The sequence below is a fragment of the Waterburya sp. genome, assembly GCF_058530065.1.
Window position 1 is genome coordinate 1 of the sequence record NZ_JBZNBU010000147.1, and the last position, 12,125, is coordinate 12,125.

The following is a 12,125-nucleotide window of genomic DNA, read 5'->3' on the forward strand; positions in this document are numbered from 1 at the left end:
ACTTGAAAGTGGAGGGCGTGTCGCCTGTGGTTTCCCAGGCGTTTATACCGCCCGTCCGAGTCGCTCTACATCTCCGCCATAAATGGACGGAGTTTTGAGCCTCCCGCGCTATCCTATAAAGGTTTAAGACGCTTGGATTCATGGGTTTATAAACTATAATTATAAACCCAGAAGGGATCGCATTTCCATTGATAAAGATTGCTGGAGTATTGGCAAAAGAGATCGCCTAGATCCCCAAAATACTAGAGCAATCCTAAATAAATACCGAGAGATCGCGCCGTTTGCACCAACAAGCCGTTACTATCAACAGGACTGGGACAAATACCTAACTGGTGGCGATGTTTGATGTGTTTGACCACTTCATCCAAAGATTGAATTTGCACAGTACCGTTTTGCCAGACTACTAATTGATTAAATTTCTCTTCGGCAATCAGGTCTACTGCTTTTTTGGCAAAGGTAGCAGCTAACAAGCGATCGTAGGAAGAGGGCGTACCGCTACGTTGAATATGTCCCAAGACGAGCGATCGCGTTTCTAGTTTATCGAGGTCACAAAATTCTGGTTTGTCAGTCAGGCATAATTGGTGGCTTACTTGGTCAATCTGGGAAGATAGATAATTTGCGATTCCTTTCTGTCTTTCCCCTGCATGATTTTTAACTCCTTCGGCAATTACTATGAGGGCAAATTTACGACCCAAAGAGCGTAGTTTGGCAACGTGAATGCAGATATCTGTCACTAGATTGAGATTTATCTGGGGTATAAGTTCGGGAATCAAAATTATATCTGCCCCTCCAGCAATACCCGAAGCTAGTGCTAAATGTCCTGCATTGCGTCCCATTACTTCCACAACCATCGTGCGATCGTGGCTGGCAGCGGTGAAGGTAAGATCGTAGAGAGCAGATGTAACTTTATCTACTGCTGTATCAAAGCCAACGGATCTTTCGGTAAACGGTACATCATTATCGATAGTCTTGGGAATTGCAACTATGTTCCAGTTTCCCTGCTGTGCCAAGTCGTAGATAATATCAATGCTGCCGTCTCCCCCTACGGCAATTAGGGCATCGAGTTTAAGATCTTGATAGCCCTTAATGATAGTTTGGGCGATTGCTTTGTCTTCAGGATGACCTTTACTTAAAGAGCCTAAAATACTGCCACTAAGAAACTGTAGAATATCAATTCCGTGAAGTAGTCCAGGCAGATCGTAGCCGTGTTCTTTTAGCTGCAAATCTTGAGAGTGACATTTACCGTTTTCCAGTCTTAAAAAACCTTCCGTACCATAAGGAATGCCATATACTTCCCAGCCCTTTTGACTGGCACACTTAACTACAGCACGAATAATCGCGTTCAAGCCTGGGCAATCTCCACCGCTGGTTAAAATTCCAATTCTTTTCATCAGGTTTCAACTAACAACTAACAACTAACAACTAACAACTAACAACTAACAACTAACAACTGTACGGGTGGTTCGCCCTAAAGGACTCGCTTTGCATCGCGAACCGCCCCTAACAACTAATGACGAGCCAAATTGAAATAAGGATTGTAAGTTTGGACTACTTTGAGATATTGGACTCGTTCAAAGACGCTAGGATCTGGACAATTTATCTGACCCATGCTGCCCTGTAGCTGTTTAATTGATTCGTATTCTTTTACTTCAAGCCATTCAACCAAATCTTTTTCGATCTTACCTAGCTGTTCGATACCATGACTGAGCAAAACACTAACCAGCATTGTTACATTAGCTCCTACCATCATCATTTTGATAACGTCCTGGGCAGTACGAATTCCGCTAGTAGCTGCAAAATCCACAGGAATAGTGCCGTATAAAATAGCTATCCAACGCATTGGTAGGCGTATTTCTCTGGAGGTACTAAGAAGCAAATTTGGTTCTGCTTCTAAATTTACTAAATTGATATCTGGCTGATAAAATCGATTGAAAAATACTAAGCCATTTGCCCCCACATCACTAAGGCGTTTTGCCATGTTCGCCATGTTGCTAAAGAAAGGGCTGAGTTTCACCGCTACGGGTAAATTGACTGCATCAACAACGTTACGCACAATATCGATATAGCTTTGCTCTACCTGTTCGCCTGTAATAGTTAGGTCAGCGGGAACATAGTAAATATTTAGCTCGATCGCATCTGCCCCCGCTTGTTCTACCTGTTTGGCATAGTTACTCCAGTTACCAAGGTTAGAACTATTGAGGCTGGCAATAATCGGAATATTGACCGTATCTTTAGCGTAGCGAATTTGTTCGAGATAACCTTCCGTGCCAACATGGAATACTTCGCGATCTGGGAAGTAGGAAGTTGCTTCGGGATGGCTTTCGGCATTATGGACAATATGATGATAGAGAGCATAGCGTTCTTCGAGTAGTTGTTCCTCAAACAAAGAATGTAAGACAATTGCTGATGCCCCCGCATCTTCTAAAGGTTTGACATTGCTAATATCTTCAGTCAGAGGTGCTGCTGCACCGACTACTAAAGGCGATCGCAATTTTAATCCTAAATAAGTTGTAGATATATCGACCATTTGTTCACCTCTGGGTCTTTTCTTCCAAATTAGGCGAATCTTTTGAGGATGTTGTGAAGAGGTTATTGATTAAGGAACGGTATTCGCGATCGTCAAATTGCCACTGTGAAATAAAAGCGATCAGAGGGTAAAAGCTAATAAGTGGTGTAAATTCACCAGAACTTTTAGTAATCAAACTTACAGCCGTTTTCAGTTGAATAGCTCTCTGGGAAAATTTACTAGTTCGTAGTTTTTAGTTTTTAGTTCTTAGTTCTTAGTTTTTAAAGTTTAATTATGTGGTCTACCCATGTGAAAAGCGCATTAAATTTAAAACTGTTACTGCGATCGCTTGAATCATTATTTATTCAGCAACGCCAAAAAATATTTTTAGCAAAAAAATTTGAAATTAGCGATTTAGAGTTTAATATTTTTAATGCGATCGCGAGGATTTTCCTGACGAACTTGACTAATTTTTTCGTAATATTCTTTTTCTAAACCACTAACTTGTTTGGGAGTAGCGATCGTAATTTTAACCAATTGATCGCTTCTATTTCCTTGGGGAGAAGACCAACCTTTACCCCGCAATCTTAAGATTTGACCCGAAAGAATACCAGCAGGAACTTTCATGCTTACTAAGCCATCGGGAGTAGGAATATCAATTGTTGAACCTAAAACTGCTTCGTCAGGAGTAATAGGTACTTCACAAACCAAATTATCACCCTCAAAATCAAAGAAAGAATGGGGTGTTAAATTAACGTTAAGATATAAATCTCCTTTGGGCTGACCAAAACCGCCTCCTTGCCCCTTCCCTGCCAGACGAATTCTCGTACCTGGTTTTGCTCCTGCGGGAATGCGAACTTCTAACGTCTCAGTACCTAAATTTAGTTTTTTGATAGTACCTCTAAAAGCTTCGGAAAAGGTCAGACTTATACTAGCTTCGCTATTGGTTGCTGGCTGCGTAGAATTGCCACTATCTTGAAAATGACTGCTGAAATTACTTTTATTGCTGGTTTTAGTTTGATAAGAAGCACCGCCAGTCTCAGAAGTTGAAAAACGCCCTAAAAGTTCGTTGATAAATTCTTCAAAATTGCCATACTGGCTAAAATCTGTACCGTTAAAATCAACTTTAGTATTACTATTATTGCTGTAGGAATTATGAGAGCGATAGCTATTACTATTAGAATAGCCAGTAGTTGAGGAAGCTTGTTGCCAATATTGACCAAAATTATCGTATTGGGCTCTTTTTTCGCTATCTCCTAGCACTTCATAAGCTTCGCTGAGTTCTTTAAATTTAGCTTCTGCTGCTTTATTTCCCTGGTTGCGATCGGGATGATACTTTAATGCTTGTTGGCGAAATTGCTTTTTAATCTCATCAGCATTTGCTGTTTTGGAAACGCCTAAAATACTGTAGTAATCTTTAAACTCTGTCGAAGCCATTGAGAACTATCTCCTAGAAAATTTTTATAGTTTGGATAGGCTGGGTTGATAAAAAGTAATAGTTTTTATATTCTTATTTAAAGTTTAACCTTATAGTTATACTATATTTTCAATTTAGTTGAGTTGGTTTTCACAACAAAAAGGAGTGTGGCAATATATAGCTTGCCACACTCCGTTAAAAATCCCAATGATGATTATGATGGTTTCGTACTTATTTATTTATTTTCAAAATTCATTCTTTTAAAAATTCAGTTTCAATTCAACATCTAATTGGAACTTAGATAACCGTATTGTCGGGAATAGTCGCATTTTTCAATACTACTGTAATTCCACTACGAATATAAAAGCCTTCATCTTCTCTTTGAGATTCTTCAACTCGGTCTTTGTTCAAAATCTGAACGTTACGACCAATACGGGCGTTTTTATCCACAATGGCATGACGCACAGTCGAACCTTCTCCAATCCCTACGGGAACTCCGCCTTTTTGTAATCCAGACTGTCTTTCCGCAAAAGGTTCGTAAAAATCCGCTCCCATAATTAGAGTATCTTCGATCGCACAGTTTGCTTCTATGCGAGTTCTAACTCCAATTACAGAATGGTTAATGGTGCAGTTTTTCAAAATACAACCTTCACCAATCATAGATTCGCTCACCTGACAATTCAGGAGCTTAGTTGGAGGTAAATAGCGAGAACGAGTATAAATAGGAGCTTTTTCATCATAGAAGCTAAAATCAGGCTGAGGTTGTTTTGTCAGAGCTAAATTAGCTTCATAGAAAGATTCGATTGTTCCGATGTCTTCCCAATAACCTTTAAATAAATAAGCTTGAAGATTGTGATCTTTAGCGGCACCAGGAATAATTTCGTTGCCAAAGTCATGTTGATCTGAGTCTCTTTCTAGTAAGTCAATCAAAACATCTTTTTTAAAGACATAAATCCCCATAGAAGCTATGTAAGGACTATCTTTAGCTTGTTCTGGTGTTAGACCCAACACCGTAGTATCCACCTGCATATTTTTGAGGTCTTCACCTTTGGGTTTTTCCGCAAAATTAATAATCCTGCCTTGACTATCGATTTTCATCAAACCAAAGCTAGACGCTCTTTTATCGTCAATTGGTACTACTGACAAAGTAATATCTGCCTTGGTTTTTCGATGATGATGAATAAACTTGCTGTAGTCCATACGATAGAGATGATCGCCAGAGAGAATGATAACTTCATCTACATCCCAAGACTTAATTGACTCAATATATTGACGAACAGCATCAGCAGTTCCTTGAAACCAACCTGAGTTATCTTTGGTCTGTTGTGCTGATAATACCTCTACAAATCCTTCTCTAAATCCAGAAAAATTGTAACTGCGATTTAAGTGTCGATTGAGAGAGGCTGAATTAAATTGAGTTAGAACATAAATTTTGAGAATTTCAGAATTTATACAATTACTGACAGGGATGTCGATTAGACGATATTTGCTGGCGAGAGGTACTGCTGGCTTTGCCCTTAATTTGGTAAGGGGATACAAACGAGTACCTGCTCCGCCTCCGAGAATGATACCTAATACTCTTTTCACTTTTTATAAACCTCGTGACTGGCTGTGCCTCTCAAGATAAAGTTTATCTGAATGAGGGACAGATTCAGCAAAATGAGTCGGAAAAGACCAGGGTTTGCTAAAGTATTAAAAGTATGCAGTGTAAACCCAATCTAGATTGCAACTAAAGCGGTCTGTTAATTGCCTGTAAACTTTTATGCTTAACTAATAGTTTTTAATATATTTGTATTGATTAATGTCAGCAGCAGAAACTTCTTTACCACCCAAGCTTGCCAAAATTGTCGATCGCTTTAAGCGTCGTGACAATCCAAAGCAAAAATACGAACAATTACTTTGGTATGCCAAAAAACTTCCAGCCATACCAGAAGAAGCTAAAATTGAAGAAAATAAGGTTAAAGGGTGCGTTTCTCAGGTATATATCACCGCTAGTTTAGAAGATGGTAAGGTAGTTTATCAAGGGGACTCAGATGCCCAATTGGTCAAGGGTTTAGTGGCATTTTTAATTGAAGGTTTAAACGAGCTACCTCCCGAAGAAATAGTTAAAGTAGAACCCAGTTTTATTGAAGATACTGGTTTGCAAGTCAGCCTTACTCCTTCTCGTGCCAATGGCTTTTTTAATATATTCCAAATGATGAAGAAAAAAGCATTGGGTTTTCAATTGGATGGTGTGGAAAAATAAAACTATTAAGGGTTCAGTATCAATAAACTTTCGGTAATCCCAACCTCTTAAATGCTGTCATACTGGTAAATAAAGCGTTAATGTAAATAAATATAAAAAAACCTGCAATTAATCTATTTACATGACAGAAGCAACTATTACCAAAAATCCTTTATTAATTGGCAAGGGCTTACCTCCCTTCAACGAGATTAAGCCAGAACACGTTGTCCCTGGGATGACACAACTATTGGAAGAGTTATCAGCAGAGATTAGTAAACTAGAAGCAAATGTAACTCCTACTTGGAGTGGTTTAGTCGAACCTTTGACAGCTATTGACGAGCGTTTGGGCTGGAGTTGGGGCATTGTCGGACATTTGATGGGCGTAAAAAATAGTCCAGAGTTGCGGGAAGCTTATCAAAAAATGCAGCCAGAAGTAATTAAGTTTTATACTAGGCTGTCTCAAAGTAAACCTTTATACGAAGCTTTTAAAGGAATTAAAGACGGTGCGGAATGGAATAGTTTAGAACCAGCCCAAAAAAGAATTGTCGAGTCCTCCATCAAAGATTTTGAACTGTCTGGAGTAGGTTTAGAAGGGGAAACCAAAGAGAGATTCAATCAAATCCAACTAGAGTCTGGGGAATTATCCACCAAGTTTTCTAATAATGTTTTGGATGCAACCAAGGCATTTAAACTCAAGCTTACCGATCAAAAAGATGTGGAAGGTTTGCCTCCTTCGGCTTTGGGCTTGATGGCGCAAACTGCTAAGGCGGAAGGGGAGGAAAATGCTACCCCCGAAAATGGTCCTTGGGTAGTAACTCTAGATTATCCCAGCTATATTCCCTACATGAAGTACGCTAAGAATAGCGCGATGCGGGAGAAACTATATAAGGCGTTTGTTTCTCGTGCTTCTAGTGGCGAAACAGACAATCGCGGCAATATCGATCGCATTTTAGAATTAAGAAAGGAAAAAGCTAATCTTCTGGGTTTTGCTAACTTTGCCGAATTGAGCTTGGCGAAAAAAATGGCAGATGATGTAGATGCGGTACAAAAGCTACAGGAAGAATTGCGGGTTGCTAGTTACGATGCTGCAGTCAAGGAATTTGCCGAGTTAAAAGCTTTTGCAGGACAAGAATTAAATAACTGGGATACTAGCTATTGGGCAGAAAAGCAAAGAGAAGCAAAATTTGATTTTAATGAAGAAGAATTGCGCCCTTACTTCTCTTTACCCAAAGTGTTAGAAGGTTTGTTTGGACTAGCCAAGCGCATCTTTGACGTTACCATTACCGCAGCCGACGGAGAAGCACCAGTTTGGCACGAAGATGTACGTTACTTTAAGATAGCCGATGCTAACGGTGATGCGATCGCCTTTTCTATTTAGATCCCTATTCTCGCCCTGCCGAAAAACGCGGTGGTGCTTGGATGAATGACTGTATTGGTCGAGCTAAGATGGTTGTGGATGGTAAAACTGAGACTCGTTTGCCCGTTGCTTATTTAACTTGCAACCAAACACCTCCCGTAGATGGCAAGCCTAGCTTGATGACTTTTAACGAGGTAACTACTCTCTTCCACGAATTCGGTCATGGTTTACAACATATGTTGACTACCATCGACTATACCGAAGCAGCAGGCATCAATAATGTGGAATGGGATGCAGTAGAATTACCCAGTCAGTTTATGGAAAACTGGTGTTACGATCGCCCTACTCTTTTTGGCATGGCAAAACACTACGAAACTGGCGAAACCCTTCCCGAAGAATATTATGAAAAGCTACTAGCTGCTAAAAACTATATGAGTGGTTCGGCTATGTTGCGTCAACTACACTTCGGTATGTTGGACATGGAACTTCATTCTAATTACGAACCTGGTGGAGATGAAACCCCCAACGACGTTAGAAATCGCTTGGCAAAAACAACTACTGTCATTCCCCCCATCCCCGAAGATAATTTCCTATGTGCTTTCGGACATATTTTCGCTGGTGGTTATGCTGCGGGATACTATAGCTACAAATGGGCAGAAGTTCTCAGTGCCGATGCTTTTGCTGCTTTTGAAGAAGCTGGTTTGGACGACGAAGCTGCGGTTAAGTATGTAGGTAAGAAATTCAAAGATACCGTGTTATCTTTAGGCGGTAGCCTACACCCAATGGAAGTATTTAAGTCTTTCCGAGGTAGAGAACCCAAAACAGAACCTTTATTAAGACATAGTGGCTTATTGGCTACGGCTTAAATTTTTTAATTTGCTCACATCAAAAACTTAAAAAGCGATTGACTAATGGCGATCGCTTTTTAATGATATATAGAATCATTAAATAAAAACTAGATCGTCCAATTCGCTGTAATCTGGGAGTTTAGTGTCGATTTGTTTGCCCTGACGTAGCACGATGCGATCGTGTTGCGATCGCGATAGTAATTCGCTGTAATAACGGGCGGTAAAGATAATTAGATCCGCAGGTTCTCCTGGGGCAATGTTGCCCAGATGGTCTAAATTCATCAGACTGGCGGGAATGGTAGTGAAGCTTTCTATCCAGTTGCTGTAAGGACTATCTAAGTGGGCAATTCTGACGGACTGTTCTAGTATTTCTAACATATCGCGGTCGCCAAAACCAAAAAAAGGATCGCGACAATTATCGCTAGCAAAAGCAACGGGAATATTATTTTGTTTTAATTCTTTAACTTTGGTAACTCCTCGCCAATAGGGGGTATTTGCTGGTTGCCGATCTTGTAAATAAAGGTTGCACATGGGCAAACTAACAATGGCTAATTTTGCTTCTTGGACTAGTTCTATAGTTTCTTTTACTGCCTTTTCTGGCTGTACTGCCAAACTACAACAATGCCCGCAGGTAATTTTTCCTGAGAAATTGTGGCGTAAAGCTGCTTGAGCGATTTTCTGCAAACATTGGGAATTCGGATCGCCATTTTCATCGGCATGAAAATCTAAATCTAAATTTCTTTCTCCAGCTAATCTAAAAACCGTATCTAGTTGTGCTTCTAAATTTTCGTTTTCCCAGGCAACTCCCCCCAATATGCCCCCAATACTAGCAATTTTATCGGCTAATGCCACTCCTTGAGGGGTTTGATAGTAGTCTAAACTAACCAAACTAACGGCTTGCAAAATCAGCTTATCGGCATAAAGCGATCGCAAGCTTTGAAATACATCTAAACTAATATCTGCCTGAATGCCATAGGAATCTATGTGAGTGCGAATTGCTTTTGTACCATGGGCATAACTACATTTTAAATCGAATTCCATACGACGATAGACATCTTCTGACTGCCAATATTTTTGACTATCAGCGATCGCTCTATCTAAAGCCATGTCAAAAGTTCCCTCTGGGTTGGGGGATCTTTCCCAAATATGTCCTTTATCTAGATGGGTGTGAACGTCGGTGAAGCAAGGTAAGATAATTTTTTTTGTCAGATTGATAGTAGGAATGTTGTCTGTTTTTGGAGAGTTATTAGCAGCTACAACCCTTTCTATTTTGCCCCGATTTATTTTGAGATCTACTAAAAACAAACCTTCTCTAGTGCGATCGGCAATACCTTCTAGCTTGACTAAACAACTAGGAATATGGGCGTTAAGCAACCAATAGGATTTGGCATCAAATAATCCTGACAAAGTTAAATTCATGACTAGAAAAGAACGAATAAGAAGTAGTCTGGCTAAAACAATTTTGCTAAAAAAAGAAACAGAAGTCTATTTTTTGCCCAAAAAAACACTCAGCCTCAGCCAAGTGCATTTAATCTGAGTTGGGGATAAGAAAATTGCTCGAAGAGAATAGTCTTTAGGAATAACTAATAACTAGATCGATAGTCAGTAGCTTAACCCGAACTCACGTTATTTAAGTAGTTTGCCAATTAAAATCTAGAGATCGATAAACTGGTTTGCAGTCAAGTCACTAGAGTTGATTCCGACTAGGACTGCAATATCCGTACCGTTATAAGATAGGATTGCATTCCTATCTCCAGTAATTTCTAGAACATCGTAAGTAATGCCATCGTTTAAGCCAATCTTGTCAGCATTTAGTTCAAAGTCGGAGATAGTCTTAACTCCACTAGACTGACTTTCAAGGAAGAAGGTATCCTTGCCAGATCCGCCTTTGAGGGTGTCGTTACCGTTACCGCCCATTAAGATATCATCGCCACTACCACCATCGATGTAGTCTTGTCCGATACCGCCTTTGAGGGTGTCGTTACCGTTACCGCCTTTGAGAATATCATTGCCAATATTACCGACTAGATAGTCTTGACCGATATCGCCTCTTAGAGTGTCGTTACCAGATCCGCCAATGAGAACATCATTGCCAATATTACCGATTAGGCTGTCTTTACCCTGTCCACCTCTGAGGGTATCGTTTTCATGTCCGCCAAACAATAGATCGTCGCCTTCGTTGCCGTAGATTAAATCTTTACCCAATCCGCCAGAAAGACCATCATTACCTTTATTGCCATAGATCAGGTCATTACCACTATCCCCTTCGATGTAGTCATTGTCTTGGTTACCAAAGATAGTATCGTCGCCATCGCCACCGAATAGGGTATCGCTACCTTGTCTGCCAAAGATGCGATCGTCTCCAATCCCACCACTGATTTCATTACCAAACTCATCGCCAGATAATTCTTGGTCTAGAGTAGTTATGGTAATGTTTGTAGCTTCTAATTGGTTGGTGCTGCCAGTGTTGCCAGATACTACTACATCTTCTAAAAGGGTAGTGCTGGTGTTGTCGTAGACAAATAATCCACTACCAATAGGAGAACTGTTGCCTGAAATTACGCTATTGCGGACAGTTAGAGCAGCCGAGTCTCCTGTAATAATACCGCCACCTTCACTGCTTGCAGAGTTATCAGTTATTTCTGTGTTGATAATTTCAGCAGCCGATTCAAATACTGAAATACCGCCGCCAAAAGAACTTTGGTTGCTGTTAATTAAGCTATTGGAGATGGTTACTTCCGAGTTATTTTCAATTCCAATGCCCCCACCGCTGGTTTCTTTGGTGGTATTAGTGAGTATGACGTTATCAATGGTAGATTTTGAGTTTTCTACTATGAAAATCGCTCCACCGCGATTACCATCGAAAGTACTGTTGGTAATAGTGCTAACGTTATCGTCTCCAATATTAGCAACAGCGATAAAAGACTGATTATTTTCAAACAAGCTATTATCAACCGTTAAAGTGCCGCCAGCAATCCAGAAAGCACCACCAGAAGAAGTACTGCCATCAGCAATGACATTATTCCGAAATACGCTGTCTTGAATGACTAGATTTACGCCATCAGCAAAGATACCGCCACCACGACGAGTAGTTGCATTATCTTCAATGGTTACGCCATTAATAGTTAAATTTTCAAGAGTGAGAATCGCACCACCTAATTCTTCTGGTCTACCACCAGTAAGAGTCAGATTGTTTAGAGTAATATCAATTAAAGATTCGTCATTGTTGCTGATATTTAATAGGCGATCTGTAGCGTTTTGAGTAATAACGGCATCATTGCCATTAATTTCAAGGTCATCGGAAATACGAATTGCGGAAGAAATATCTATTTTACTAATATCTAAATTAATAATATCAAGACCAGGATTGGTGTTAGCCAGGTTAACAGCTTCTCTTAAAGAACCGATTCCAGAATCGTTGCCGTTAGTAACTGTATAAGTTTCCATAGTTAATTATTCGATCTAATTAAATTTTTAAATGTTTCAAGAAATGCTTAAAGTAAATCTCTATAATTTTTTTCGCTAGATTTTAAAGTCAAAATCTTCTAAGCTATACAAATTTATTTTGCTTTAAATGCTTGAAGAAAAGAGATTGTTTGAATAATTATTTTTTATAGAAATAAAATTTAAGTATCTAATAATACAATATTAGCTGCTACTTAAGTGAATTTACGATTTATTCATTTACTTTTCAAACAAACAGGATATTTCATAAATTTTTGACTTATATTAATTTCTAAACTTGACGATCTCCAAAGAAAAAGTTAATAGCA

7 protein-coding genes and 1 pseudogene are annotated in these 12,125 nt (G+C 39.5%); 2 read left to right on the forward strand and 6 right to left on the reverse strand.

All coding sequences use genetic code 11. The annotated features are described in order from the left end of the window. Positions 1 to 242: 242 nt before the first annotated feature. The 4 genes from AC33VI_RS09545 to AC33VI_RS09560 form a co-directional block, all read right to left on the reverse strand. Complete coding sequence (locus AC33VI_RS09545; RefSeq protein ID WP_491782034.1) at positions 243 to 1,391, reverse strand: ATP-dependent 6-phosphofructokinase; 1,149 nt, start codon at positions 1,389 to 1,391, stop codon at positions 243 to 245. Positions 1,392 to 1,507: 116 nt separating this feature from the next. Then, the gene (locus tag AC33VI_RS09550) at positions 1,508 to 2,527 is read right to left on the reverse strand and encodes a dihydroorotate dehydrogenase-like protein (RefSeq protein ID WP_491782035.1); all 1,020 of its coding nucleotides are present in this window, start codon (positions 2,525 to 2,527) and stop codon (positions 1,508 to 1,510) included. A gap of 393 nt (positions 2,528 to 2,920) precedes the next feature. Continuing rightward, a complete protein-coding gene (locus AC33VI_RS09555) occupies positions 2,921 to 3,943 on the reverse strand; it encodes a DnaJ C-terminal domain-containing protein (RefSeq protein ID WP_491782036.1) in 1,023 nt (340 codons plus the stop codon). 277 nt (positions 3,944 to 4,220) lie between these two features. Further along, entirely contained in the window at positions 4,221 to 5,510 is a 1,290-nt protein-coding gene (locus tag AC33VI_RS09560) for a glucose-1-phosphate adenylyltransferase (protein ID WP_491782037.1), read from the reverse strand. Positions 5,511 to 5,724: 214 nt separating this feature from the next. On the opposite strand from AC33VI_RS09560, the gene AC33VI_RS09565 reads away from it, so the two are divergent. Further along, positions 5,725 to 6,168: a SufE family protein gene (locus tag AC33VI_RS09565; protein ID WP_491782038.1), complete on the forward strand. Its 444-nt coding sequence runs from the start codon at positions 5,725 to 5,727 to the stop codon at positions 6,166 to 6,168. A gap of 121 nt (positions 6,169 to 6,289) precedes the next feature. Continuing rightward, a pseudogene (locus tag AC33VI_RS09570) lies at positions 6,290 to 8,370 on the forward strand (M3 family metallopeptidase). A gap of 78 nt (positions 8,371 to 8,448) precedes the next feature. On the opposite strand, the gene AC33VI_RS09575 reads toward AC33VI_RS09570, so the two are convergent. Both AC33VI_RS09575 and AC33VI_RS09580 read right to left on the reverse strand, forming a co-directional pair. Continuing rightward, positions 8,449 to 9,771, reverse strand: coding sequence for a cytosine deaminase (locus AC33VI_RS09575; protein ID WP_491782039.1), 1,323 nt, complete (start codon positions 9,769 to 9,771; stop codon positions 8,449 to 8,451). A 234-nt stretch (positions 9,772 to 10,005) separates the two neighbouring features. Next, positions 10,006 to 11,799, reverse strand: a complete 1,794-nt coding sequence (locus tag AC33VI_RS09580; protein ID WP_491782040.1) for a right-handed parallel beta-helix repeat-containing protein — start codon at positions 11,797 to 11,799, stop codon at positions 10,006 to 10,008. Positions 11,800 to 12,125 lie beyond the last annotated feature (326 nt).

What these genes read in the sequence shown, in the direction of transcription:
- AC33VI_RS09575 (WP_491782039.1), bottom strand. Translation starts at nt 9,771, where the DNA reads ATGAATTTAACTTTGTCAGGATTATTTGATGCCAAATCCTATTGGTTG.
- AC33VI_RS09580 (WP_491782040.1), bottom strand. Translation starts at nt 11,799, where the DNA reads ATGGAAACTTATACAGTTACTAACGGCAACGATTCTGGAATCGGTTCT.
- AC33VI_RS09555 (WP_491782036.1), bottom strand. Translation starts at nt 3,943, where the DNA reads ATGGCTTCGACAGAGTTTAAAGATTACTACAGTATTTTAGGCGTTTCC.
- AC33VI_RS09545 (WP_491782034.1), bottom strand. Translation starts at nt 1,391, where the DNA reads ATGAAAAGAATTGGAATTTTAACCAGCGGTGGAGATTGCCCAGGCTTG.
- AC33VI_RS09550 (WP_491782035.1), bottom strand. Translation starts at nt 2,527, where the DNA reads ATGGTCGATATATCTACAACTTATTTAGGATTAAAATTGCGATCGCCT.
- AC33VI_RS09565 (WP_491782038.1), top strand. Translation starts at nt 5,725, where the DNA reads ATGTCAGCAGCAGAAACTTCTTTACCACCCAAGCTTGCCAAAATTGTC.